Origin of the sequence: Pseudarthrobacter equi (assembly GCF_900105535.1) — a bacterium.
Lineage (GTDB): Bacteria > Actinomycetota > Actinomycetes > Actinomycetales > Micrococcaceae > Arthrobacter > Arthrobacter equi.
Genome location: NZ_LT629779.1, coordinates 1,407,321 through 1,431,704, shown reverse-complemented (window position 1 = coordinate 1,431,704; position 24,384 = coordinate 1,407,321). Strand labels below are relative to the sequence as shown.

General features: G+C 66.5%; 21 protein-coding genes. 8 read left to right on the top strand and 13 right to left on the bottom strand.

Annotated features, from left to right (window positions below; translation table 11 throughout):
- Positions 1–23: 23 nt before the first annotated feature.
- The 4 genes from BLT71_RS06510 to BLT71_RS06495 form a co-directional block, all read right to left on the bottom strand.
- Positions 24–950: a carbohydrate kinase family protein gene (locus BLT71_RS06510; protein WP_091723861.1), complete on the bottom strand. Its 927-nt coding sequence runs from the start codon at positions 948–950 to the stop codon at positions 24–26.
- A gap of 32 nt (positions 951–982) precedes the next feature.
- Entirely contained in the window at positions 983–2,194 is a 1,212-nt protein-coding gene (manD, locus tag BLT71_RS06505) for a D-mannonate dehydratase ManD (protein WP_091718608.1), read from the bottom strand.
- Positions 2,195–2,295: 101 nt separating this feature from the next.
- On the bottom strand, positions 2,296–3,324 hold the full coding sequence (locus tag BLT71_RS06500) for an L-idonate 5-dehydrogenase (protein WP_091718606.1): 1,029 nt from the start codon (positions 3,322–3,324) through the stop codon (positions 2,296–2,298).
- A complete protein-coding gene (locus BLT71_RS06495) occupies positions 3,321–4,727 on the bottom strand; it encodes an MFS transporter (RefSeq protein ID WP_091718604.1) in 1,407 nt (468 codons plus the stop codon). Before BLT71_RS06495 ends, BLT71_RS06500 begins: the two co-directional genes overlap by 4 nt.
- Before the next feature lie 183 nt (positions 4,728–4,910).
- Between BLT71_RS06495 and BLT71_RS06490 the strand changes: the two genes are divergently transcribed.
- Positions 4,911–5,636: a GntR family transcriptional regulator gene (locus BLT71_RS06490; RefSeq protein ID WP_091718602.1), complete on the top strand. Its 726-nt coding sequence runs from the start codon at positions 4,911–4,913 to the stop codon at positions 5,634–5,636.
- 96 nt (positions 5,637–5,732) lie between these two features.
- A complete protein-coding gene (locus tag BLT71_RS06485) occupies positions 5,733–9,377 on the top strand; it encodes a TM0106 family RecB-like putative nuclease (RefSeq protein WP_091718600.1) in 3,645 nt (1,214 codons plus the stop codon).
- Here the strand turns inward: BLT71_RS06485 and BLT71_RS06480 are convergent.
- From BLT71_RS06480 to BLT71_RS06470, 3 genes are all read right to left on the bottom strand, one after another.
- Positions 9,355–9,669: an acylphosphatase gene (locus BLT71_RS06480; RefSeq protein WP_091718598.1), complete on the bottom strand. Its 315-nt coding sequence runs from the start codon at positions 9,667–9,669 to the stop codon at positions 9,355–9,357. The genes BLT71_RS06485 and BLT71_RS06480 overlap by 23 nt on opposite strands.
- A 104-nt stretch (positions 9,670–9,773) precedes the next feature.
- Positions 9,774–10,694 carry a pullulanase X25 domain-containing protein gene (locus tag BLT71_RS06475; protein WP_091718596.1) on the bottom strand — a complete coding sequence of 307 codons (921 nt, stop codon included), beginning with the start codon at positions 10,692–10,694 and terminating at the stop codon, positions 9,774–9,776.
- A 258-nt stretch (positions 10,695–10,952) separates the two neighbouring features.
- Positions 10,953–12,014 carry an adenosine deaminase gene (locus tag BLT71_RS06470; RefSeq protein WP_172829918.1) on the bottom strand — a complete coding sequence of 354 codons (1,062 nt, stop codon included), beginning with the start codon at positions 12,012–12,014 and terminating at the stop codon, positions 10,953–10,955.
- 330 nt (positions 12,015–12,344) lie between these two features.
- Here BLT71_RS06470 and BLT71_RS06465 point away from each other — a divergent pair, with 330 nt between their 5' ends.
- Positions 12,345–13,013 (top strand): LysM peptidoglycan-binding domain-containing protein, encoded by a 669-nt coding sequence (locus tag BLT71_RS06465; RefSeq protein WP_091723858.1) that lies wholly within the window; start codon positions 12,345–12,347, stop codon positions 13,011–13,013.
- A 134-nt stretch (positions 13,014–13,147) separates the two neighbouring features.
- Here the strand turns inward: BLT71_RS06465 and BLT71_RS06460 are convergent, their stop codons facing one another.
- Entirely contained in the window at positions 13,148–13,729 is a 582-nt protein-coding gene (locus BLT71_RS06460) for a hypothetical protein (RefSeq protein ID WP_091718594.1), read from the bottom strand.
- A gap of 156 nt (positions 13,730–13,885) precedes the next feature.
- Between BLT71_RS06460 and BLT71_RS06455 the strand changes: the two genes are divergently transcribed.
- The 4 genes from BLT71_RS06455 to BLT71_RS06440 all read left to right on the top strand — a co-directional run bounded on the left by BLT71_RS06455 (position 13,886) and on the right by BLT71_RS06440 (position 18,101).
- Entirely contained in the window at positions 13,886–14,806 is a 921-nt protein-coding gene (locus BLT71_RS06455; protein WP_091718592.1) for an MSMEG_6728 family protein, read from the top strand.
- A gap of 3 nt (positions 14,807–14,809) precedes the next feature.
- Positions 14,810–15,670, top strand: coding sequence for an SDR family oxidoreductase (locus tag BLT71_RS06450; RefSeq protein ID WP_091718589.1), 861 nt, complete (start codon positions 14,810–14,812; stop codon positions 15,668–15,670).
- Between the two features lie 57 nt (positions 15,671–15,727).
- Positions 15,728–16,138 (top strand): DUF1622 domain-containing protein, encoded by a 411-nt coding sequence (locus BLT71_RS06445; RefSeq protein ID WP_091718587.1) that lies wholly within the window; start codon positions 15,728–15,730, stop codon positions 16,136–16,138.
- A gap of 64 nt (positions 16,139–16,202) precedes the next feature.
- Positions 16,203–18,101 (top strand): HNH endonuclease signature motif containing protein, encoded by a 1,899-nt coding sequence (locus BLT71_RS06440; protein WP_091718585.1) that lies wholly within the window; start codon positions 16,203–16,205, stop codon positions 18,099–18,101.
- Positions 18,102–18,189: 88 nt separating this feature from the next.
- On the opposite strand, the gene BLT71_RS20895 is transcribed toward BLT71_RS06440, so the two are convergent.
- The 3 genes from BLT71_RS20895 to BLT71_RS06430 form a co-directional block, all read right to left on the bottom strand.
- Positions 18,190–18,321, bottom strand: coding sequence for a hypothetical protein (locus BLT71_RS20895; protein ID WP_269457155.1), 132 nt, complete (start codon positions 18,319–18,321; stop codon positions 18,190–18,192).
- A gap of 295 nt (positions 18,322–18,616) precedes the next feature.
- Positions 18,617–18,967 carry a hypothetical protein gene (locus BLT71_RS06435; protein ID WP_091718583.1) on the bottom strand — a complete coding sequence of 117 codons (351 nt, stop codon included), beginning with the start codon at positions 18,965–18,967 and terminating at the stop codon, positions 18,617–18,619.
- Between the two features lie 93 nt (positions 18,968–19,060).
- A complete protein-coding gene (locus tag BLT71_RS06430) occupies positions 19,061–21,550 on the bottom strand; it encodes a Tex family protein (protein ID WP_091718581.1) in 2,490 nt (829 codons plus the stop codon).
- Positions 21,551–21,716: 166 nt separating this feature from the next.
- Between BLT71_RS06430 and BLT71_RS06425 the strand changes: the two genes are divergently transcribed.
- Positions 21,717–22,034, top strand: coding sequence for a hypothetical protein (locus BLT71_RS06425; RefSeq protein WP_091718579.1), 318 nt, complete (start codon positions 21,717–21,719; stop codon positions 22,032–22,034).
- 237 nt (positions 22,035–22,271) lie between these two features.
- On the opposite strand, the gene BLT71_RS06420 is transcribed toward BLT71_RS06425, so the two are convergent.
- Together BLT71_RS06420 and BLT71_RS06415 are read right to left on the bottom strand one after the other, a co-directional pair.
- Positions 22,272–23,351: an alkene reductase gene (locus tag BLT71_RS06420; protein WP_091718577.1), complete on the bottom strand. Its 1,080-nt coding sequence runs from the start codon at positions 23,349–23,351 to the stop codon at positions 22,272–22,274.
- Positions 23,352–23,495: 144 nt separating this feature from the next.
- On the bottom strand, positions 23,496–24,266 hold the full coding sequence (locus BLT71_RS06415) for a hypothetical protein (RefSeq protein WP_231994464.1): 771 nt from the start codon (positions 24,264–24,266) through the stop codon (positions 23,496–23,498).
- Positions 24,267–24,384: the final 118 nt, after the last annotated feature.

Here is a 24,384-nt window from a genome sequence, read left to right as displayed (position 1 = left end):
CGTGCTTGCCAGGGCGGTGAGGCTCAGGCGTTCGATGGCACTGTTCCTTCCAGGCTGCCGGCGGCATGCGCACGGGTCTGCTCGAACGTGGGAATGAGGCCCGTGCCGCCCTTGCCGCCCACCACGAGGGAGGATGCGGCGGCGCCGTAACGCGCCGCCGTCGGGAAATCATCGCCCAAAACAAGGCGTGCGGTCAGGGTGCCCACGAACGCGTCGCCGGCGCCGGTCTGGTCCACCACTGCGGGCGCGGGAATGGCAGGAACCCAGGCCGAGACGGCGTCGGATTCGAGCTGGACGCCCTTCGCACCGCAGGTGACGGCCACGTTGCCGGTGCCGAGGGCCCGGAGCCTTGCGGCGGCGTGTTCCGCCGAGGAAACCCCCAGCAGCGCACCCGTTTCGCCGGGGTAGGACGGCGTGACCAGGAAGGCCTGCGGCGCCAGTTCGGTGAGTGCCGCCGTCGCGCTTTCCACTGTGGTGAGGCGGGGCCGGTAGTTCGGATCGTAAACAAACCGCTTGGCGAGTGAGGCGGCTTTGACGACGGCGGCGCGGGACGTCGCGGAAACGGCGCAGGCAATGCCGCCCGCCACTACGGCCCCTGCCGCGGCGAAGACTGCGGGGTCGACGTCGTCCGGGCCCAGTGTGGACCCGACGCTGCCGGTGCGGGCGTAGGAGAACTCGCGTTCGCCGTCGGGGTCGCTGTGTACCAGGTAGACGCCCTGCTGTCCCCTGCGGAATGTCAGGAGGTCGGTGAAAATGCCCAGTTCGGCGATCCTGGCGGCGATGGCCTGGCCCAGGTCGTCATCGGTGAGGACTGCCAGCAGACCCACCGTGGCACCGGCCGACGCTGCGGCGGCGGCGACGTTGAGGGCGTCGCCGGAGATCCCCAGCTGCGCCGGAACGCCGTGGCCGAACGGCTGGTCGGTGGCGACCTCAACGAGGATCTCCCCCATCACCACCACATCGAAAGCGTTGGAAATGCCGTTCACCAGTCATGCACCGATCCGTCGAGGCGCCGGTTCACCGGCAGGTATTTGGGGTCGAAGGGGAAGCGTGCGGCGGCTTCCTCGTTGAACTCTACGCCGAGGCCGGCGGCGTCCCCGGGGTGCATGTAGCCGTCCGCGAAGGCGTAGGAGGTGCTGAAAACCTCGTTGGCGGGGTCGCGGTGGCCCATGTATTCCTGGACCCCGAAGTTGGGGATGGACATGTCCACGTGCAGGGCTGCGGCGAAGGACACCGGCGAGAGGTCGCCGGCGCCGTGCGAGCCGGAGCGGACGCCGTAGAGGTCTGCGAGGGAGAAGATGCGGCGCAGGTGCGTGATGCCGCCGGCGTGCGAGACGGAGGTGCGGATGTAGTCGATCAAGCGCTCGGTGATGAGCTGCTGGCAGTCCCAGATCGAGTTGAACACCTCCCCTACCGCGATGGGCGTGGTGGTGTGCTGGCGGATCAGCCGGAACGCGGACTGGTCCTCGGCCGGCGTCGGGTCCTCGATCCAGAACGGCCGGTACTCTTCCAGCGAGGCGCCCAGCCGGCCCGCTTCGATGGGTGTCAGGCGGTGGTGGACGTCGTGCAGCACGTGGACGCCGTAGCCGAACTGTTCGCGGACGTGGGCCATCATCTTGGGTGCGAAGTCCAGGTAGGACGTGGTTTCCCAAGTGTCTTCCTGCGGGACGTTGCCGCTGGCGGGTTCGTACAGCTTTCCGTCCACCGGGGCGATGCCGTAGGTCTTGTCCAGGCCCGGCACGGCGGCCTGGGCGCGGATGGCCTTGTAGCCGAGGTCCAGGTGGTGCTGGAAGTCCTTGCTGAGGTCCTCCAGCGTTGACCCGCTGGCGTGGCCGTAAACCATCACGCCCTCACGGGCGGCACCGCCCAGCAGCTCGTACACCGGCATCCCGGCGGCCTTGCCCTTGATGTCCCAGAGGGCGACGTCGATGGCTGCGATGGCCGTCATGGTCACCGGGCCGCGGCGCCAGTAAGCCCCCTTGTAGAAGTACTGCCAGGCGTCCTCGATGCGGCGGGCGTCGCGGCCAATCAGCAGCGGGCAGAGGTGCTCGCTGAGGTAGGAGGCGACCGCCAGTTCGCGGCCGTTGAGGGTCGCATCGCCGATGCCGGTGATGCCGTCCTCGGTTTCAATAACGAGCGTCACGTAATTCCGTCCGGGCGACGAAACCACAACCCGTGCGTCGGTGATCTTCACTGGTGGTCCTTCAATTCAGGGTGGTTGGTCAATGTAGGTCGCAGCAGATGTCGCTTTGAAGGCTCATAACGGCATCTACTGCTACTCAGTTGGGCCAGGGGTCAGGATCCGCTGAGGCGGAGCATGACCTTGCTGCTGTCCGCGGCAGGATCCACGGCGGTCCGCATGGCTTCGGCGGCGTCATCGATGCCGAACTTGTGCGTGATGACCGGGGAGACATCCAGGCCGTTCGCCATAGCGTGCAGGGCGTCAGTGATCTCGTCAACGAACCGGTAGGAGCCGATCCACGTGATTTCCCGGGTGACCAGGTCCCCCAGGGCAGCGGCGGCGGCCGTTCCGGGCAGGTTGCCCACCTGCACGATGGTGCCGCCGCGGGCGGTGGCGCGGAGGACGCCGCCCAGCACCGCCGGGATTCCGGTGGCCTCGAACACGAGCTCCACATCGGCCGGAAGGGCGTTGCCGGAGACGTTCAGGACGTCGTCGGCGCCCATCGCCTTGGCGATCCGCAGCGAAGCGTCGTTGATGTCCGTGGCGATGATGTGCCTGGCCCCGGCGTACTTGGCCGCCGCGATTACGAGCGACCCGATCGGCCCGGCGCCGTTGACCAGGATGTCCCGGCCTTCGAGGTTTCCTGCCCGGCTGACCGCGTGCATGGCAACCGCCAGCGGTTCGGCCAGCGCCCCGCGGAGGGTGTCCACCCCGTCGGGAAGCGGGCGGACCTGGAATGCCTTGGCAACCTTCCGCTCGCTGAAGCCGCCGTCCGTGTGCGGATCGAACGCCGCTGAGCCGAAGTAGCGGATCTGCGGGTAAAGGTTGGTCCTTCCGCTGAGGCGGCCGGGCATGACGCCGTCGCCCACCAGTTCGGCCGGGTGCACCGTGACCGGCTGGCCGATTTCCAGGTTCTCGACGCCGGCGCCAAGCTGGGCGATCCGTCCCGCCACCTCGTGGCCCAGGACCAGCGGTGACTTCAGCGCCGCCGTCCCGGAGGCTCCGTGGCGCCAGTACGAAAGGTCGGATCCGCAAATCCCGCCCCATTCGACGTCGAGCACTACTTCTCCGGGACCGGCCACCGGCTCGGGACGTTCGTCGATGCGGAGGTCGTTGGCGCCGTGGACCACCACTGCTTTCATACGGCGTCCTCCAGGCGGACCATGTCACGGCCGCGGACCTCGGGACCGACTGCTGCGGAAACGAGCGTGATAAGCGAGTAGCCGATAAGCATTGCGGCGAGCGGCCACCAGTGGCCGGTGACGGCGGTGAGCGTGGCGGCGAGGATGGGGCCGATGGCGGTGGCGAGGATGCCGCCGATTTCCTTCGCCAGGGCCAGCTGGGTGAAGCGGGTGCGGGCACCGAAGAACTCCGCCATGGTGACGCTCTCCATCGCGAACAGGCTCAGCACGCCCAAGTTCAGGCCGACGATGACAGCAACCATGACCAGCGTCGGGTTGCCGCTGGTGACCATCATCATCATGGGGATGGCGAACAGGGCCGTGAGGGAGCTGAGCACCAGGTACAGGGGGCGGCGTCCGAACCGGTCACCGAGGATGCCGATCACCGGGATGGTGACGAAGCCGAGGATGGAGCCGTACATGATGGCCGTGGTTCCGATGGTCTTGTCCATGAGCAGCACCGTGGCCAGGTAGCCGATGAGGAACGTCTGGATGAGCCCTGAGTTGCCTGCCTGGCCGAAGCGCAGGCCCAGGGCAATCAGGAAGGCCTTGCCCTTCTTCTGGTGCAGGGCGGCTTCGATGGTGCTGGTGCCGGTTGCTGCGGCAGCTGCCGCCCCGCGCTTGGCGTCCTGTCCGGCGATTTCGTCCTTGGAGAGGGCGACGCCGTCCACCACGTCGGCGCGCTGTTCGAAGACCGGGCTTTCCTTGAGGGAGCGCCGGATCCACACTGCGAAGATCATCAGCAGGAAACTGGCCAGGAACGGAAGGCGCCAGCCCCAGCTCAGCAGTTGTTCCTCGGACAGGACGGCCACCAGGATGGCCCAGAGGGCAGAAGCTGCGAGCGTTCCCGAGTTGGTGCCCAGGCTCACCAGGGAAGAGATCAGTCCGCGACGGCGGGCGGGGGCGTATTCAGCCAGCATTACGGTGGCGCCGGCGATTTCGGCGCCGGCCCCGAAGCCCTGGATGAGGCGCAGGGCCACCAGCAGGATGGGCGCCCAGATCCCGATCATGGCGTACGTGGGCAGCACGCCGATCAGCGTGGTGGAGGCGCCCATCAGGGCGATGGTGATGAACAGGACCTTCTTGCGGCCGATCCTGTCGCCCATGCGGCCGAAGTAAACGGCGCCCACCAGGCGGGCCACGTAGCCCACGCCGTAGGTTGCCATGGCGGCGATAAGCCCGATGACCGGGCTGACGTCCGGGAAGAAGATCTTGTTGAAGACAATGGCCGCGGCCAGGGAGTACAGCTGGAAATCCATGAACTCCATGGCGGTTCCCAGCCACCCGGACACGGCTACCTTGGCCAGGTCCCGGGTGGAGCGGGACTCTTTCTTGGTGTTGGGGGGCGCAATGCTCTCGGTCATCTGTTGCTCCTTTGCAGGCGATGCGTTCGAAGGGGGGTCAAGCAGTTGGGGATGAGGCAGTTAACGGCTGCCGGGGCGGGAAGGGAACCGCCGGGAACCAGGACGTGTGGACTGGCAGCGGGTCGATTTCTACTACCATACAAGCACTACCATTCTAGTGTGTCAACAGGCTAAACTTGGGTCATGGCAACGGACAAGAGAAGCTCAGCGCCCCGGCTTTCGGTCAGGGACCAGACGCTGGAAACGCTGCGCCGCCGGATCATCTCGCTGCAGCTGCCCCCTGGCGAGCCCCTGTCTGAGAACGAACTGGCGCAGGAGCTCGGCGTCAGCCGCACCCCCGTCCGCGAGAGCCTGATCCTGCTGCGGGAGGAAGGCCTGGTGCAGGTCTTCCCGCAGATCGGCTCCTTCGTCTCGCTGGTGGACCTCAGCCGGGTATCCGAAGCCCAGTTTGTCCGCGAAGCCATCGAATGCGCGTCCCTGCGCGACCTGATCGTGGACGGGCCCGGGATCGCCGGCCTGCGTGAGATCCTTGCCGCCCAGTCCGCCGCTGATGCCGGCGGCGACATCGAGGAATTCTTCCGGCTGGACGAGGACTTCCACCGCGAACTCCTGCGCCTCGCGGGGCACGAATCCGCCTGGAGCGCGGTCAACTCCGCCAAGGCGCACCTTGACCGGGCCCGCCGGATGAGCCTGCTGGAGACGCGACCGGTAGCCACGCTGATTGAGCAGCACACCGCTGTGGTGGATGCCCTCGAAGCCAATGACGTTCCCGACGCCGACAGCTGCCTCCGCCTGCACCTGCGCGGAGTCTTCGAGGACGTGCAGCGGATCCAGGAGGCCACTCCTGAACTTTTTTCCGATGGCTCGGCCCGCCGCCCCACCCGCCGGAGCGTTGCCCGCCTCGCCTGAGCGCTGATTGTCGGCCCCTCTTGCTACGTTTGAAGCAGCTGTAAACCAGGGCCTGGGGAACCGTCCCCCGGCCCCGCTGTCCAATGGGGAGGCCCCGTGTTCCTGCTCGAAGCCGATGTCAGTGCCGGTGCCGGTGCTGCGCCGGACCTGGTGTTCTCCGCCAGCGACCTTGTGGCGGCCAGCGAATGTGAATACCGCACGCTCCGAGTCCTGGACGAAAAACTGGGCCGGGCCGCCAAAGCCGAGTTCCCTCCGGACGAGATGCGGGTCCGTGCCGGCGAGCTCGGCGACCGGCACGAGCAGACCGTCCTGGACAGCCTGGTGGCCAAATACGGAACCTGGGATGCCAGCCGCGGGGCGGGCGTCTACTCCCTGGAGCGCGGCAACACAGTCCGCGGGGAACTCCAGGCAAAGCACGCCGAAACCGAGCTCGCGCTGCGCTCCGGGGCCGACGTCGTCTTCCAGGCCACCTTCTTCGATGGCGAGTTTCTCGGCTATGCGGACTTCCTGGTCAACGAGGCCGCCGGAACCGGGCTGCCGGGCCGGTACGAGGTCTGGGACACCAAGCTGGCCCGGCACGCCAAGGTGGGCGCGCTGCTGCAGCTGGCGGCCTACGGTAACCAGCTCCTCGGGATGGGGCTGGAGCCTTCACCCGTGGTCACCCTCGTGCTGGGCACCCGCGTAGGTGATGACTGGTTGCGCAGCAGCCACTCACTGCCGGACCTGCTCCCCGTTTTCCGCGAAAGGCGCCGGCGCTTCCGCCAGCTCACCGCGGAACACCGCGAGGGCGGCGGGGCTGTCCAGTGGCAGCAGCCGGGTATCGTCCACTGCGGCCGGTGCGACTACTGCGCAGAACAGGTCAGCCTGCACCGCGACCTCCTCATGGTCGCCGGAATGTCGGTGGTCCAGCGCAGGAAACTCCACGCGGCCGGCATTACCAGCATCGACGAACTCGCTGCCATGCCAGCTTCTGCGGCGAAGAATTCAGTAGCCCGGCTCCGCGCCCAGGCCAGGATGCAGCTGGGGTTCGATACTGCAGCCGGGTCCCGGACGTTCACGAAGGACGGCGAGCCACACACCGTCTCCTACAGTGTCCTGCCGGAGCACACCATCGGCACGCTGCCGGCCCCGAGTGCCGGGGACATCTTCTTCGACTTTGAGGGCGATCCGCTCTGGCAGGATCCGGCAACAGGAGTCTGGGGCATCGAGTACCTGTTCGGTGTGATCGAGGCACCCGTCGCCGGCGCTGGAGGTGATCCGGTGTTCCGGCCCTTCTGGGCCCATTCCCGGTCCGGGGAACGGAAGGCCTTCCTGGATTTCCTCGAGTACGTAGAGAACCGCCGCAGGAAGTATCCGGACATGCACGTCTATCACTACGCCTCCTACGAGAAGACGGCGCTGCGGAACCTGTCCCTGGCGCACCAGGCGGGCGAAGACACCGTGGACGATTGGTTGCGGAAAGGCCTTCTGGTAGACCTCTACGCCACGGTGAAGCATTCGCTGCGCATCTCCGAGGCGTCCTACTCCATCAAGAAGCTCGAGCCGCTGTACATGGGCGACAACCTGCGGTCCGGGGACGTCAAGGATGCCGGGGCATCCGTGGTGGCCTACGCGGCCTACTGCGCCGCCCGCGATGCCTGGCACCAGGCCGAGGCGGACGCCGTCCTTGCCTCCATTTCCGACTACAACCAGTACGACTGCCTGTCCACCTTGCGCCTGCGTGACTGGCTGCTGGACATCCGGCCACAGGCCGATTCCGGACTTCAGGTGGAAGCGCGGGAGGGCACGGGGTCCGGAGCGGGTGAGATTGGCGCTGCCACCACGGGACGCGGGGACGCGCAGGACGAATCCCTGGAGGAGGGCCGGCTTCACGAGTACCTTGCCGGCCTGCCGGACAACCGCCCCTGGACGGACGATGAACGGGCCATCGCCATGGTGGCGGCGGCCACCGGCTACCACCGCCGTGAACGCAAGCAGTTCTGGTGGCAGCACTTTGACCGGGTGGAGGCTCCCTTGGAGAGCTGGTCCGATCAGCGCAATGTGTTCGTGGTGGAGTCTGCCGAGGTGTCCTCCGATTGGGCGCTGGCGAAGCCGCGGGAGCGGATGCGTACCCGGGTGTTGAAACTCCGCGGCATCATGACCGAAGGCTCTGACTTCCGTGCGGACTCCACCTGGTGCCGGCTCTACGATTCCCCTCCGCCGGAGGGCATGGCGGCGCCGGATGCAGCGCCGGGAGCCCGGGCGTTCAGCTTTGGGACGCGCATCCACGACCTTCAGCCTGCACCGGATAACCGGGCCTACACCCTCATCACCATCGCCGAACGTGAGTCCGGGAAGGTGCAGGCGTACCCGCATCTCCCGGTGGCCCTGACCGAGGACCAGCCGCTGGCGACGGTGAGTATCGAGGCCGCGCTTGCGGAGCTTGCCCGGGCCGTGGGCTCCACAGTTCCGTCACTGCCCGCGCAGCCGGGCCTGGATATCCTTCGCAAACTGCCGCCGCGGTTCCATACGCTGTCCGGCCCGGTTGAGGTTCAGCACGGGGCCGATGGCGCTGCCGATTATGCAGGCGCCATCGCAGTGTCGCTGCGGGACCTGGACCGTTCCTACCTGGCAGTCCAGGGGCCGCCCGGCACGGGCAAGACCTATGTTGGGGCGCACGTGATCGGCCAACTCGTCGGCGAAGGCTGGAAGGTGGGCGTGGTGGCCCAATCGCACAACGTGGTGGAGAACCTGCTGTGCCGGGCCATCGAAAAGGGCGGGGTGGACCCCGCTCGGGTAGCAAAAAAGCTCTCTGCGCCCCACGAGGTTCCGTGGAAAGCTACGGCCGACGGCGATGTCGCACGGCTGCTGGAGTCTGCCGGCGGCGGCCTGGTGGGAGGAACGGCATGGACCATGACCGGCAAGGAAGTCCCGGCCGGTTCCCTGGACCTGCTGGTGATCGATGAGGCCGGACAGTTCTCCCTGGCCAACACGCTGGCCGTTTCCCGGGCAGCGAAGCGGCTCCTCCTCCTGGGGGATCCCCAGCAGCTCCCCCAGGTGACGCAGGGTGCCCATCCTGAGCCGGTGGATGATTCGGCCCTCGGCTGGCTGGCCACCGGCCACGCCACCCTGCCCGCACGGTTGGGATATTTCCTGGCTGACAGTTGGCGGATGCATCCGGCCCTGTGTGCTGCGGTATCGAGGCTCAGCTACGAAAGTAAGCTCCAGTCCGCGCCGGCCGCGTCCCTGCGTCAGCTGGAAACCGTGCCGCCGGGCGTGGAGACCATATTCGTCCAGCACACCGGCAATTCGACAAGCTCGGCAGAGGAAGCGGCGGAGGTAGTACGGCAGGCACACCGTCACCTGGGCCTGAAATGGACGCCCGGGCCGGAAGCCGCGGCCCGGCCGCTGGAGCAGCAGGACCTGCTGGTGGTGGCCGCGTACAACGCCCAGGTCCACCTCATCCGCAAGGAACTGGCCGACGCCGGCCTGCCGGACGTCCGCGTGGGAACGGTGGATAAGTTCCAGGGCCAGGAGGCACCGGTGGTGCTGGTATCGATGGCCTGCTCCGCGGTGGCGGAGGCTCCGCGGGGTGCTGAATTCCTCCTGAACCGGAACAGGATCAACGTGGCGGTGTCACGTGGCCAGTGGCGGGCAGTTATCGTCCGCTCCCCCGAGCTCACGAACTACATGCCGCACAAGCCGGCCGCCTTGGAGGAACTGGGCGCCTTCATCGGGCTCAGCGTGCCCGGAAGTCCCTGAAAGATCCTTTGGGTTCTGACATGGAGTGGTCCACCCGCTCCACCCGGCCGGGGGCTCGGTCCGAGTTCAGCCAGTCCAGGAGCTTCCCCACCTGGTCACCGGTGCCCTCGGCAACCAGGGCTACCGAACCGTCGTCGAGGTTTTTCACCTCTCCGGTCAGGCCCAGCTCCTCGGCTGCACCCATGGTCCGGTACCGGAAGCCCACACCCTGCACCACGCCGAACACGCGGGCGGTCAAACGAACCTGGCCAGCCGGCGGCCCGTCGGCGGTTGGTTCTGCGTGGCGTGCCATGGGGTAGGCCTCCTCGGCAGCCGCCCTCCCAACTGGGTGGCAGTTGATGTCGTTATGAGGGCTCAAAACGACATCTGCTGCTACCCAGTTGGGTGCAATGCCGCTTAGTTGATGGTGATGTCGCGCGTGGAGTGGTTGTAACGGATGGTCACGGTGCCGCCGGAGTGGTGCAGTTCGTGGTTGGGGCCATCGAACGTCCCGAATGCGCCGTAGTTCTCGGTCCACGAGCGGTTGAGCGCGATCTTGAAGGTGTAGTGGCCGGCCGGCAGTTCGGCGCTCTTCTTCCACAGCTGGTCCAGGAAGTCGAACTCCATCTGGGCCTCGTCGTACTGCGGCGCCCAGTTTTCGGGGGCACCCAGGATGGTGTTGAAGTCACCGGCAAGAGCCACGGCCTCGGGCTGCGGGTGCGTCTCCACGTCCGGACCCTCGAACGGCTCGGCCGCGACAGGTGCGGCGGCTTCGGCCTTGGCCGGAGCCTTCTTGCGCACGGCCTTCACCACGGGCTCGACGGCGTCTTCGATCGCCTTGGCTGCCTTGCCCACAACGGAGGCAGCCTTCCTGGCCGGCGCCTTCTTCGCGGGAGCCTTCTTGGCGTCATCCTTTGCCGGCACCTCAAGGGTGGCGGCAGCGGCGGACACCGGACGGACGAACCCGGCGGGTGCTGCCGGAACCGGGGTGTCGGCCGGAACGGGAGTGCCGGCGTCGAGCGCGGAAGCGAAGGAGACAGCATCCGGGTAGGCGACAGTGGCGCGCATGCCGTCTTCGGTGATGGTCCAGCCCGAGCGGCCCTTGACCAGCCAGCCGGCCTTGACCAGCTTGGCGGTGGCCGAGGTGAGGGTCTTGTGTCCGCGGGGAATCCCGCCGCTGAGCAGCTCGGCTTCGTGCTCGTTGAACGGCACGCGTGCCGTGGACTCCGCCAGGACCTGGCCAGCATTCAGCGCATCACCGGACCACACGCCTTCGGTCAGGACATCCAGCACGGTCTTGAGTCGAAGGAAGGTGTTTTCTGCGGTGGACTTGGCCATGATTCCCCTAGTGTGTGAGCGATCCGATGAGAGCATCTTGCCAAGTGCCCGTTAAATCGCGCGACTTTAATTGGTTAACTCTGCGTGTCGTGACCGACTATGAAGCGCAAGTCACAACAACTGAGGCGGCGGTCTCGGGTAAGGCCGGCTGCTCGACCATTTCTTGCGCTGCCGCGGGATTTCTCCCGCATGTCCCTGACCCGCCTGCGGGACCAAGTTTAGCCGGAGATTGGGCGGCCGGGACGCGCAAGGCCCGGGTCAGTGCGCCAGTTCCCCGCTGTTCAGCTCCTCCAGCAGCTCGGCCTTGCGTTCTTCGGACGCAAACGACGAGTGGATGGAGTTGGCCGCCAGCCTGGCTTTGTCGAATTCAGAGAGCTCGAACACGGCCTCCAGCTGGGCAAAGTTGTCGTCCACGTAGCCGCCGAAATAGGCGGGGTCGTCAGAGTTCACGGACACGTTGAGTCCGGCGGCCAGCATGGCCGGCAGCGGGTGGTCCGCCAGGGTATCCACGGTGCGGAGCCGGACATTGGACAGGGGGCAGACCGTGAGCGGGATCCGCTCGTCCACCAGACGCTCCACCAGGTCGGTGTCGTCCATGCAGCGGATGCCGTGGTCGATGCGTTCCACACCCAGGACGTCCAGGGCTTCCACAACGTACGACGCCGGTCCCTCCTCGCCTGCGTGGGCCGTCAGCCGCAGGCCTGCTTCGCGGGCTTTGGCGTAGAGGCGTTCAAATTTTGCGGGCGGGTTGCCCACCTCCGCAGAATCCAGGCCGATGGCACCGATCGGTGCGTCCATGGCCAGCAGGGCGTCCAGGACTTCGAGGGCCGACTCTTCGGGGAGGTCGCGCAGGAAGGCGGCGATCAGCATGGTGGACATCCCAAAGTCCTCCATCGAGGTGGCCAGCACGGATGCCACGCCGTTGACGCAGGTCTCCAGGGAGATGCCGCGGGACAGGTGGGCCTGCGGGTCCAGCATGATCTCGGCATGCCGGACACCGGCGGCCGCCGCACGTTCCAGGTACGCGTGGGTCATGGCCGCGAAATCCTCTTCGGTCTGCAGCACGGCCATGTTGGCGTAGTACAGGTCCAGGAAGGACTGGAGGTCGGTGAATTCGTACCGCTGGCGCAGCTCGTCAAGGTCCGCGTACGGGAGGGTGATGCCGTTGCGTTCCGCGAGGGCAAAGATCAGTTCAGGCTGCAGGGTGCCTTCGATGTGCAGGTGCAGTTCAGCTACCGGCAGGAGCCGGGCCGGGACAGCAGCATTGGATTCTGACACTTCGGTTTCGGGCGCAACGGGCTCACCCTCAAAGTTTTCCATCCGGTCAGGATAATCCCCCATGAGGATTCCCGCCTGCCCGGGCCCCCGGAGCCGTGCACCCGCGTGGTGGCCGCCGCCACCGGTCGCCCTTGCAACTGTCCGTGCCCGCGCTGCGGAACTCAGCACCTATCTCGATTTGATAACGCCAGGGCTATGTTTTAGCGTGAAATGCATGCCCGTCCGGCGGGCGCATGAATGCCAGGTGCTGCCTTCACCAGAACTGCCCAGCGGCAGCCACCGACGTTGACCTCTATTTGTCAGGGGCGGGCAGTAGCGCGACGATCTTCGGGGACGGAGCCAGCGCTGGTGGCCTTCAGGAGCATCACCACCATGAATCAATCCTCTTTCCGTACTGTTGCGCGCCGTGGAGCCACCGTGGCGGCTATTTCCGTAGCGGGCATCGCCCTGTCCACCGGCGCTGCCAACGCGGCCGCCCCCACGTCAACGTGGGACTCGCTGGCCCAGTGTGAGAGCGGCGGCAACTGGTCCACCAACACGGGCAACGGCTTCTCCGGCGGCCTCCAGTTCACGTCCAGCACCTGGCAAGCCTACGGCGGCTCCGGTTCTCCGGCAGACGCCAGCCGCGAACAGCAGATCGCAGTGGCGGAGCGCGTCCAGGCCTCCCAAGGCTGGGGCGCCTGGCCGTCCTGTTCATCCCAGCTCGGCCTGAACGGCGGCGGCGGCGCCCCGGTCCAGCAGGCTCCGGTCCAGCAGGCACCCGTGCAGCAGGCTTCGGTCCAGGCGGCCCCCGTGCAGGCCGCGGCCGTCGAAGCCGCACCCGTGGAAGCCCCGCCCGCCGCGCAGGCACCCGCCCGGCACGCTACCTCCGTAGCCCACAGCGGCGAGACCTACACCCTCGAAGCCGGCGACACCCTGAGCATCGTGGCCGATAAGCTTGGCGTTGCAGGCGGTTGGCAGCACCTTGCCGACGCCAACCTGGACACCATCTCGGACCCCAACCTGGTGTTCGAAGGACAGGTGCTCCAGCTCCCCGCATAGCGGGCCCCAAAACCGGTCGGCGATAGACAAATTCCGTTGACCACAGAACGACGCCGGCACGCCCCCACAAGGGATGTACCGGCGTCGTTCTCTTTAATTTGGTGCCTTGGACGCCAAGGCCAGGTGCTGCAGCTTTAGCTGGCGGGGATCTCCCGGACGATGCGTACCTTCCAGGCCGAGTCGTCAGAGGTGTCCAGCAGGGCCACGGTGCCGTGCGCCAGGTTCAGGGCCACGCGCTTGACGGCGAGCAGCTCCAGGTAGAGGTGTTCGTTCATGCGTGCCGGAGTATCGATCATGTACTTCACGGCGTCGCGCACCTTGCGGTAGTTGGCGCTCCGTTCCCGGTGCAGGTGGAGTTCCAGTGCGGAGCGCTGCTTCAGGCGTGGCTCATGGCGGTTCAAGAGCGTCACTGCCGTGTGCACCGCGAGGACGAGGGCCAGTGAGACGGCGTAGATCCACCATCCGCTGGAGAGCAGGAACAGCGGAAGGTTGCCGATGGCCACAAGGGCGATCACCACGCGAAGGGCGGCAATGCGGCGCATGGTCCTGGCGACGGTGGCCATGCCGGCGCGGAAGCCGTGCTGTTCGTGGCGGGCAGCGGCGGGGTCGATGGTGAACTCATCGAGGACCAGGATGCCATTGGCTTCGGGACCGAGCATCAGTCCGTAGCGGGGCTGCGCGGGGTGGGAGGCGGGGTTTTCAGCTGAAAATGTCATGAGGTAGCTTCCAAAACGCGGGATGGGTTGCGGTGATCTTAGTGGTTCGACCTCCCGCGAGTATGTAACCGTCCACTATTTGGACATCCGGCCTGCCTTCCTGTGGCGCCCGGCACTGCAATTGGCACATCAGCAACGTGCCGTCAGACTGAATGGATGCAAACCTTCCTCCCGTACCCTGATTTCCGGCAGAGCGCCGCTGCACTGGACACCGCCCGGCTGGGCAAGCAGCGGGTGGAGGCCCTCCAGACACTCCGTGCGCTGGTCCTTCCCGGATACGGATGGCAGACCCACCCCGCGATCCGGATGTGGATGGGCTACGTCCCGGCCCTCACCATGTACGGCCTGGCCATGGTGGACGAGTGGATGGAACGCGGCCACCCGGACAACACGCGCGCCAACATTGCCGAGTTCGCCCCGCAGGCCGCCCACCCGGACTACGCGTCGAAGATCCTGCTGCCGCCGTGGCTTGGTGATCCGGATTTCCACCTCAGCCACCGGTCCAAGCTGGTCCACAAGGATTCCAAGTTCTACAGCCCGCTCTTCTCCGACGCGATTCCGGAGATGGACTACATCTGGCCCGAACCCCGGCATGAGTTCCTGCCCCAGGAACCCGAGGGCGAGATCCTGTGGATCCTCCGGGACCCGCACGCCGACGTCGATCCCCAGACGCTGGACACCGTTGCGCTGCCGCCCGTTGGCCGAGGCAACGCTGCCACGGCGGGCGCACCGGGCTCGGACGACGACTACAGCCCCGTGTACCTCGAGGAGAAGTCCCGGCGGCCCTCCAAGCAGTCGCGGAAGGCCGCACCCAAGCCGCAGGCCAAGAAGCCCACCCGCAAGCGGCTCGCGCAGGAGGAAGCCTTCTCCACCCTGCCCGGAAAGACGCCGGTTGCCGTTCCGTTCGAGAAGGGTGCCAAGTTCGCCGTGGGCCAGGTGACGGGCCGGCCCATCACCCTGGACGACGGCCGGTTCGGCAGGCATTTCACGGTCACCGAGATCATCGACCGTTCCGCGTTCGCCTACCCGGCGCTCCTGCAGGACCCGCGGGTCTTCTTCCCGGTGGAGGCACCGTAACCCATGACGATCCTTTTGGCGGGCTGCGGCGATCTGGGCACGGAGGCCGCGCTTCGGTTCGCCGGCCTGGGCCACCGTGTTGTCGGCTGGCGCCGGTCCCCCTCCAAACTTCCGGCAGCCATCGAAGGCGTCGCGGCTGACCTGAGCTCCGCCCCGCTGCCGGCGGTCCCGGCGGACACGTCCGCCGTCGTCATTGCCGTGGCTGCGGATGCACCCAGGGAAGACGCGTACCGCGCCGCCTATGTGGACGGCGTGACCCACGTACTCGACGCTTTGGAGCGCGACGGCGTGATCCCCCGCCGGGTGCTTTTTGTCTCGTCCACCGCTGTGTACGGGGACGCCGGGGGCGGCTGGGTGGACGAAAAGACGCCAACGGAGCCGGGCGGTTTCTCCGGCAGGGTCTTGGTGGAGGCCGAAGACCTGCTGCGTTCGAGGCTTGCGGGTTCCGGTACCGCTGCCGTCTCCCTGCGGCTCGGCGGTATCTACGGTCCCGGCCGTACGAGGCTGATCGACCAGGTGCGGAGCGGCTCAGCGGTGGTTCCGCAGGATATCCGGTATACGAACCGCATCCACCGCGACGACGCCGCGGCAGCCCTGGTGCATCTCGCCACCATGGCGGACGAACCGGCGCCGGTCTACGTTGGAGTGGACGACGATCCGGCCGATATGGGCTCCATCCTCCGCTTCCTCGCCGCTGAACTGGGCCTCCCGGAACCCGAAGTGGGTGACGCAGGCCCCGCGCGCGCCGGCAACAAGCGCTGCTCCAACAAGCTTCTCCATGGGACCGGCTTCACCTTCGCGTTTCCCAGCTTCCGGGAAGGGTATAGGGAAGTCATCGCCGGGCGCGGCGTGCGGCACCCGTAAGCAGCCGGCGCCGGAGCTCCGGTGCAGGCCAGACAGGTTTGGTGGGAGGCTAGGCACGTGGATTTCCGGCACATCATCGAGACCGTGGGGCAGATTGTCGACTTTGCCGGTGTAGCGGTGATGGTTATCGGCGCGCTGGTGTCGCTCCCTATGGCTCTGCGGGGCCAGGTGCCCCGGGCAATGCAAACCGCCAGCACCGTCAACACCCCGGCCAAAATGAGCTTCTACCGGCTGTACAGGCAGCTGTTGGGAAGGTCCATTCTGCTGGGACTCGAGCTCCTGGTGGCGGCCGACATCATCCGAACCGTGGCAGTCACTCCCACCTTCGAAAGCGTGGGTGTCCTGGCCGGCATCGTGCTCATCCGGACCTTTCTCAGCTTCTCGCTGGAATTGGAAATCACGGGGCGCTGGCCCTGGCAAAAGGACACCCAGCGACCCAGTGAGCCAACCGAGGCTCCTACCGACTGACGGGTTTTCCACATAGGGGTTTGTGGGGGTCCTGATTGTCAGTGCCCTTTGGCAGAGTGGGGTCATGGAAGCCATTGGGGAGCAGGTGTCGGAGAGCGAGGACTCTTCGGGCTTGCTGCCTCTGGGCTTCCGCTCCAGCCGTCACCTTTCCGCCGGGCACGACGACGGGCCGAACCTCCGCACGGCGGGCCACGACGCCGGGCCACAGGTCCGCACGGCAGGTCACCTTCGGCCCGTCCCCGGCCACCCCGCACCAGACCAATCAGCAGACCTGCCTCTGGACCTGCCTTTGGATGCAGCTTTGGATTTGTCTGTCCTGACCGCACGGGTGGCCGCCGCGGCGGTCACAGCCCGCGACGCCCTGCCCACAACCGGCTACACCAGCGCGGCCACGTTCGCCGCCGACGTCGAAGAGCTCTCCCGCTGCGTGGAGTATCTCCAACTCATCGCCGCCGGGGCAGTGGACCACACCCGCACCCACGCGATCACCGACGCCGCCACCCGGGCTGCCACCCACCGGACCGCACGCCGCACCGCCGCCGGGGTCAGTTCCCGGGACGCCAACGGCACCGAAACCCTCAACGAAACCGACACAAACTTGCCCACACCCGCCGGAACACCCACGGGGGTGAGGTCCCCGGCCGATGACGGCTGCCGGAACACCGCCGAGTTCCTCCGGCTCAGGCTCCGCATCCCCATCCGCGAAGCCCGCCGCCGCCTCACCCTCGCCCAGCAAACCCTGCCCGGCACCACCCTCACCGGCACACCCACACCGCCACCACACGAACACCTCGCCACCACCCTCGCACCATCCGACGCCAGCACCGGCCAGCCCGCCACCCCAGCCACACCACCACACACCATCACCGCACCCGCCGTGTCCTCCCAGGCGGCCACCATCATCACCGCCACCCTCGACCGGCTACAACACCACACCACCCCCGAAATCCTGCACGGCATCGAACACCACCTCACCCACGCCGCCACCACCGCAGACCCCGACTTCCTCACCCGCCTGGCCCAACGCCTCACCGAAACCATCGACGCCGACGGCACCGAACCCACCGAAGAAGCACTCCGCCACACCCAAGGCGCCTTCATCCGCAAACCCCGCCACGGCCTCCACCACGTCGAAATCTTCGCCACCACCGACCAATACGAACACCTCCTCACCGCCATGAACATCGCCACCAACCCCCGCACCACCACCCCCAACACCACCACCAACCGGGCAGCCACAGACGCCGACGACGGGGGCAATGGCGACAACACCGTGCTTCAAGAAGGCGCCCGCTCAGGCAATCAGGCATCCCCCGCCCCGGACCTGGAACGCCGCACCCGCCCCCAACAACAACTCGACGGCATCATCACCGCCGTCAAAACCGCCCTCACCACCAACCACCTCCCCACCACCGGCGGCAACAGACCCCAAATCATCGCCACCATCAACCACCACGACCTCTTCCCCACCCCCACAGCACCCCACACACCGGCCGCCGGCACCTTCGCCTTCACCGGCCCCGTCGCCGCCACCACCCTCCGCAAAATCGCCTGCGACGCCGACATCATCCCCGCACTCCTGGGCACCACCAGCGAAATCCTCGACCTCGGACGCAAAACCAGACTCTTCACCCCAACCCAACGCGTAGCCCTCACCGCCCGCGACCAAGGCTGCACCTTCCCCAACTGCACCATCCCCGCCCCCTGGTGCGAAGCCCACCACATCACCTACTGGTCACACGGCGGCCACACCAACACCACCAACGGAACACTCCTCTGCACCCATCACCACCACCTCATCCACAAAGAAAACTGGACCATCACCACCACCAACGGCACCCCAACCTTCATCCCCCCACCCCACATCGACCCCACCCAAACACCCCAACAAAACCACTACTTCAAACCACCACCCCAACCACCACAACCAGCGCCCACCGCAGCCAACACCCCCTGGCCATGACCCACGCCCAACACATTTGGGGTTGCCCCCAACACGTTGACAGGACAGCTACAGGCGCGCGGTTGCACCCGCACCGCCGGGGGCGCCCCTACTTGTGGACGCTCCCCACCACGACCGTGCCATCGAGTTCCTCTGAATGAACGGTGGTCACAGAAAGTCCTGTGGCGGCCACGAGCGCGGCTGTGCCCTCGGCCTGTTGCCCGCTGGTTTCAATGAGCACGCAGCCGTGCGGCGCGAGCCAGTATCCGTGTAACCAGCAGCCTCGAACGTCATGACAACCGAGCAAGTCTCGGCACAGGCCCGGCAGATTCGGACGTGGCTCCATGTGAAAAGTTGGACGGACGGCTTACAGACACTGCGCCGCACCTGAATGATCCCTGGTCACTGATAGGCCTTCGGTAGCCACGAGCTCAACTGTGCCCGCCAAGGACGGCAACAAAAAACGGCCAGGACGCCTAAATGACGCGCTGGCCGTTGGAGATGCTGGCCGTGCCGGATTAGCAGCAGGACCCGACTTAGAAGGTGCGGCCTTGCGGATCCTCTGCCGACGTGTCCTGCCAGCCATTGCTGTCGGTGAAGGTGGCAACGAGCGTGCCAACGCCAGTCCCCAGCGACTGAGAGGGATCAAAGTACAGGGCGGCCTCCGAGGCGCGGCTGTGCGAGATCAGTTGTTCAGCCTCGAGTTTAGCTTCGGGGACCGTAGCCCCCACGATGCTGGTGCGGGCTGGTAGTTCCGAGGAGTGGACCACATCGGCGCCGGTCTGGGCCAGCGGAATGGTGGTCCCGGAATTGATCTCATCGTGGGGAAACTCAAACTCGGCGTCGCTGGATGCGGCAGGGATCGTGTACTCCAGGAAATAGGTCATGGCCCCACCCTTGCAGAAAGCTGCCCCACCCGAAAGCCCACCGCTCCACCGGCCAGCTCAAGGGCAGCCTCGCGTCACCGGAGGGGGCGCACCCTACTTCCCGAGCCCGGCCCGGCGCAGCGCCTCGGCCATGGCAGTGTTCGCGGGTGCAGCCTGCGGAGCAGAACCGCGGCCGCCGGAGCCGCCGGCTGCACCCGGGTTTCGACCTCCCCCGTTCCGGCCGCCCTGGCCTCCACCGGCAGTCCGTTCGCCCTGCTTCGCGGCAGCGGGACCGCCCCTGCGGGAATCCGGCGCCTTGGCGCTTCCTGCAGACGAACCCGTGGGGCGCTGCCCACCGGCGCCCGTACCGCGGGGAGCCTGTCCGCGCGGGCCCGGTTCGTCGTCGAGCCTTAGCGTCAGGGAAATCCGCTTCCTGTCCGGATCCGCTTCCAGCACCTTTACGCGCACCACCTGGCCGGACTTCACCACTTCGCGGGGATCGGACACGAAGCGGTTGGACAGGGCGGATACATGGACCAGGCCGTCCTGGTGCACGCCCACATCCACAAACGCCCCAAAGGCGGCCACGTTGGTGACGGTACCCTCGAGGACCATGCCGGGTTTCAGGTCGGAAATCTTTTCAATGCCTTCGGAGAACGCGGCAGTGGTGAACGCCGGGCGCGGGTCACGTCCCGGCTTGTCGAGTTCGGCAAGGATGTCCGTCACGGTGGGCAGGCCGAAGGCGTCGTCCACAAAGTCGCGCGGATCCAGCGACGATGCCGGCGCCGTGCCTGCCGCCACCAGGATCTTCCGGGCCACCGCGTAGGACTCCGGGTGCACGCTCGAGGCGTCCAGAGGCTCCGCTCCCCCGGTGATCCGCAGGAACCCGGCGCACTGCTCAAAGGCCTTGGCACCCAGCCGCGGCACTTTCTTGAGGTCCGAACGCTTGCCGAATGGGCCGTTTTCGTTTCGGTACGCCACGATGTTTTCGCTGAGCAGAGGCCCGACGCCGGCCACGCGACTCAGGAGCGCAGGCGAAGCGGTGTTGACGTCCACGCCGACGGCGTTCACGCAGTCCTCCACCACTGCGTCCAGGCTCCGGTCAAGCTTTGATGCGGTGACGTCGTGCTGGTACTGGCCCACACCTATGGACTTGGGGTCGATCTTCACGAGCTCCGCGAGGGGGTCCTGCAATCGCCGGGCAATGGACACTGCGCCACGCAGCGAAACGTCCATGCCCGGAAGCTCGGCGGCGGCGAGGGCCGAGGCCGAGTAGACGGACGCTCCGGCTTCGGAAACCACCAGCTTTTGCGGCTTCCGGTCCACGTCCGGAAGGAGCTTGATCAGCTCGGCGGCGAGCTTGTCTGTCTCCCTGGATGCGGTTCCGTTGCCGATGGCCACGAGTTCGACGGCGTGCTGCCGCGCCAGTTTAACCAGCGACGCCAACGCTTCATCCCATTTCCGAGCCGGAGCATGGGGATACACGGTGTCCGTGGCGACGACCTTGCCGGTGCCGTCCACCACCGCCACCTTCACGCCGGTGCGCAGCCCCGGGTCCAGGCCGAGCGTGGGGCGGTTGCCGGCAGGCGCAGCCAGGAGGACATCCCGGAGGTTCGCGGCGAACACCCGCACTGCCTCGTCCTCGGCCGCCGCGAACATCCTGCCCCGCAGGTCTGCGGTGAGCCTGGCCAGCACCCGGGATTTCCAAGCAACCTGGGCGGTCTGCATCAGCCACGCATCGGCGGGCCGGCCGCGGTGGGCGACCCCGAGGAACCTGGCCACCGCGGACTCGTATCGTGCCCGTGAGGCGGCCAGGGCGTCGTCGTCCGCGGGATCCGCCTCGGCGAGGTCGAGTTCAAGGACGCCGTCCTTCTCCCCCCGCAGCAGGGCGAGCACGCGATGGGACGGCATTCCTGCGGGCGCCTGGGTGAAGTCGAAGTAGTCCGCGAATTTCTGGCCGTCCGCCTCCTTGCCCTTTTTCACGCGGGACACCATGCGGCCCTGCGTCCAGAGACGCTCGCGGAGCGTGGCCGCGAGATCGGGGTCCTGGGCGACGCGCTCCACGAGGATGGCACGGGCGCCGGCGAGGGCGCCGGCCGCGTCGCCGATGGCGTGTTCGGGGTTGAGGTACTTGGCGGCCTCGCGCTCCGGATCGAGCTCGGGCCGCTTCACGAGCGCGTCGGCGAGCGGCTCCAGCCCTGCTTCGCGCGCTATCTGTGCCTTCGTGCGGCGCTTGGACTTGAAGGGCAGGTAAATATCCTCCAGCCTGGACTTGGTGTCCGCTGCCAGGATGGCCTTCTTCAATTCCGGTGTCAGCTGGCCCTGGGCCTCGATGGCTTCCAGGACCGCGCGACGGCGGTCGGCAAGCTCCCGGAGGTAGCGCAGCCGCTCTTCCAGGTCGCGGAGCTGGCCGTCATCCAGCGTTCCGGTGGCTTCCTTGCGGTACCGCGCGATAAACGGGACCGTTGACCCGCCGTCAAGCAGGTCGACGGCAGCTTTCACCTGCCAAGGTTTGACGCCCAGCTCCTCGGCAATCTGTGCGTAGATGGCGTCGTCCGGCTGCTGTGCTGCGGGCTTGGAAGGGGCTTGCGGCTGTTGGGTCACCAGAACATCTTGCCTTACCCGCCAGTTGCGCTCCAGCGGCGGCAGAAGCCGGCGTGCTTCCTCAGATGGCCCGTTTCGGGGGGTGTTCGCCGGGCAGCGCAGGCGGTAAGGGTATTCCGCTCGCGTCCGCGAAGTGCTGTAGTTGATATGCCGTCTTAGGCCATTAATGCTCGAGGAAGAGGCCGCCATGAAAGAACTGCTGATTGTGTTTCAGGAAGGGTTCGAGGAGGCCAACATCACCCTGACGGTTAACGGCAAGCAGGTGTGGCGTGACGTGGATGTATCCACCAATCCCATCCTCGGGATCGCCTCAGAGGTCTCGGTGGAGCTGCCGGCGAAGGGTTCCCAGGTGGGCGTCGAGGTGACCAACCGCGGACTGAAGGCGATTACAAAAGTGAGCGGAAAGCCTAAGAGCGTGCTTGTCTCCATCCAAGAAGACAGGCTCGTAATGAAGGAAGGAACGGGCCGCGAGGCCTTCCTGTAGCCCCGGAACCTGCAATTGTTTCGGGGCCGAAGAAGGCCTAGTAATAATCAAATCGTTGGAGTAGCATCTGATCACCGCCGGCTTCCAACGGGGTCCGGCGGGCCAAAAATCCGAGTAGGCCGGGGGTCGTCGGATGGCTTCCGGTTTTTCGCTGCCGGGACAGCACACCGTGCAGCAGCAGATGAGGGCGGCACCCAATCATGGGTGCCGCCCTCATCGCATGTGGCCTTCTTGCTGCTACGAGTTGCTGTCCTGGTACACGGGGTAGTCCGTGTAGCCTTCTGCGCCTGTGCTGTAGAACGTGCTGGCGTCCGGCTCGTTGAGCGGCAGGCTTTCCTTCCAGCGCCGAGCAAGGTCCGGGTTGGCGATGGCGGGCCGGCCCACTACCACTGCGTCTGCATGGCCGTCGGCCACGAGGCTCACTGCCTCTTCCCTAGTGGTCACCACGCCGAAGCCGGTGTTCACCAGGAAGGGTCCGCCGAAGCGGGTGCGGAGGTCCTGCACCAGCTCGCCGGTGGGCTCGTGGTGGAGGACGCTGAGGTAGGCGAGGTTGAGCGGGGCGATGCTGTCCACGAGCACTTCATAGGTGGCGCGCACGTCTGCCGCGTCCGTCTCGGCGATGCCTTGGACGTTGTGCTCGGGCGAAATACGGATGCCCACTCGGTTGGCGCCAACTGCTGCCACAACGGCGTTTACGGTTTCGATGACGAAGCGGGCGCGATTTTCGGGTGAACCGCCGTAGCTGTCAGTCCGGACGTTGGAGTTCGGGGCCAGGAACTCGTGCAGGAGGTAGCCGTTGGCGGAGTGCAGCTCTACGCCGTCGAATCCGGCCTCAATGGCGTTGAGGGAGGCGTTGACGAATTCCTGGATGACCATAGGCAGTTCGTCAGTATCCAGGGCACGTGGCACCGGGTACGGCTGCTTGCCGGCCGGCGTGTGGACAGTTCCTTCCACGGCAACGGCGCTGGGCGCTACGATTTCGGCCCCGCCCGTGATGTCCTGGTGCGAGACGCGCCCGCCGTGCATGATCTGGGCGAACATGCGGCCGCCCTCGGCGTGAACAGCGTCCGTGACCTTCTTCCAGCCTGCAACCTGCTCGGGGTTGAAGATCCCGGGCTGACCTGCGTACGAGCGTGCACCGGCGCTCGGGTGGGTTCCTTCGCTAACGATGAGGCCGAGCGAGGCGCGCTGGCGGTAATGCTCGACGACGAGCGGCCCCGGGACACCTGCCTCGCCGGAGCGGACGCGCGTCAGTGGCGCCATGACCAGACGGTTGGGGAGCTCAAGTTCGCCGAGGGTGAGGGTGGAAAACAGCATGCGCGTTCCTTTCGGGGGCTGAAGGCTTACTCTTTCTGCCAACTAAGAAGCGCATGCAACTATTCCGGATGCGAGGCGAATCACAGGACAGCTGCCCCTGCCGCTGCGGAATGGGACGAATTCGGTAGTGCTTGGACATTGCTGTCAGCGGGCGGTGCCGGGACAGCCTTGGCCTTGTGCATTGGTGTTGCAGTCGTCTGCGTAGTTCCGGGTGAGGGACCGCCAGACGCTGATGGTCTGCGGCGGGGCGCTGAACTGCCCTTGGCCGGGAATCGGCAGGGCCGGGCCGTTATTGACGGAGTATGTTCCCTGGAAAGACGTGGTCAGCACTACCTGGAAATCACCGGTAGCGCCGTACGCGTGGCTGGTCCGGGTCTTCTCACCCCACCGGTCCTGCGGCAGCGGGCCACCCATCGAGGGTTGCGGGCCGAAAACAGTGCCGTCGCCGTAGTTCCACGTGTATTGCACCGGGGTGGCGACCACGTGGACTTGCTGGCCGAACATCGTTATGTCGAACTGCTGCTCCACGGACTCCGCGTAGAAGTTGGTTTCAGCCCCGCGGAGCGTGTGGGGACTCGGCTGGGCTGTGACAGAGCCAGCGCCTACTGGCAGGTTTTGGAACTCCCGCTGGATGTCCGCCGCGATGCGGGGCAGCAGGTCCTCAGGCCTGGCGTCGTAAAGGCAGGTCGGGCCGGAGTGTGGTGCCCACACAGCACCGGGAACGCCCCGGGGACGGGAGAGCCACATGACAGGGATGCCTTCTTCACCGTCAGGGCCGTTCTTGCATTCCAGCTGGCGGGCCAGGCATGGGGTGTCGAAGTCTCCCCCGCCGAGGTGGCACTGGAGCTCGTATTTGTACTCGTTGGGATCAGAGCTGACGCCCCCTGGGGTTGTAGCACTTATTTCACCCGACACTGGGTCTTTCTCCCATGCACCGACATCGACTCCAGCATTCCCGAAGCCCGAGTCAACTCCGCCTTCAGCAAAGGCAGGGGGATGGCTAAATAACGTGAGAGCAACAACCAGAAGCGTG

Bases quoted from the DNA above. Each gene is read 5' to 3' on its own strand.
- BLT71_RS06510 (WP_091723861.1), bottom strand. From the start codon at position 950: ATGGGGGAGATCCTCGTTGAGGTCGCCACCGACCAGCCGTTCGGCCAC.
- BLT71_RS06460 (WP_091718594.1), bottom strand. From the start codon at position 13,729: ATGACATTTTCAGCTGAAAACCCCGCCTCCCACCCCGCGCAGCCCCGC.
- BLT71_RS06425 (WP_091718579.1), top strand. From the start codon at position 21,717: ATGCTCGAGGAAGAGGCCGCCATGAAAGAACTGCTGATTGTGTTTCAG.
- BLT71_RS06435 (WP_091718583.1), bottom strand. From the start codon at position 18,967: ATGACCTATTTCCTGGAGTACACGATCCCTGCCGCATCCAGCGACGCC.
- BLT71_RS06495 (WP_091718604.1), bottom strand. From the start codon at position 4,727: ATGACCGAGAGCATTGCGCCCCCCAACACCAAGAAAGAGTCCCGCTCC.
- BLT71_RS06490 (WP_091718602.1), top strand. From the start codon at position 4,911: ATGGCAACGGACAAGAGAAGCTCAGCGCCCCGGCTTTCGGTCAGGGAC.
- BLT71_RS06455 (WP_091718592.1), top strand. From the start codon at position 13,886: ATGCAAACCTTCCTCCCGTACCCTGATTTCCGGCAGAGCGCCGCTGCA.
- BLT71_RS06440 (WP_091718585.1), top strand. From the start codon at position 16,203: ATGGAAGCCATTGGGGAGCAGGTGTCGGAGAGCGAGGACTCTTCGGGC.
- BLT71_RS06420 (WP_091718577.1), bottom strand. From the start codon at position 23,351: ATGCTGTTTTCCACCCTCACCCTCGGCGAACTTGAGCTCCCCAACCGT.
- BLT71_RS06465 (WP_091723858.1), top strand. From the start codon at position 12,345: ATGAATCAATCCTCTTTCCGTACTGTTGCGCGCCGTGGAGCCACCGTG.
- BLT71_RS06450 (WP_091718589.1), top strand. From the start codon at position 14,810: ATGACGATCCTTTTGGCGGGCTGCGGCGATCTGGGCACGGAGGCCGCG.
- BLT71_RS06475 (WP_091718596.1), bottom strand. From the start codon at position 10,694: ATGGCCAAGTCCACCGCAGAAAACACCTTCCTTCGACTCAAGACCGTG.
- BLT71_RS06470 (WP_172829918.1), bottom strand. From the start codon at position 12,014: ATGGAAAACTTTGAGGGTGAGCCCGTTGCGCCCGAAACCGAAGTGTCA.
- BLT71_RS06500 (WP_091718606.1), bottom strand. From the start codon at position 3,324: ATGAAAGCAGTGGTGGTCCACGGCGCCAACGACCTCCGCATCGACGAA.
- BLT71_RS06480 (WP_091718598.1), bottom strand. From the start codon at position 9,669: ATGGCACGCCACGCAGAACCAACCGCCGACGGGCCGCCGGCTGGCCAG.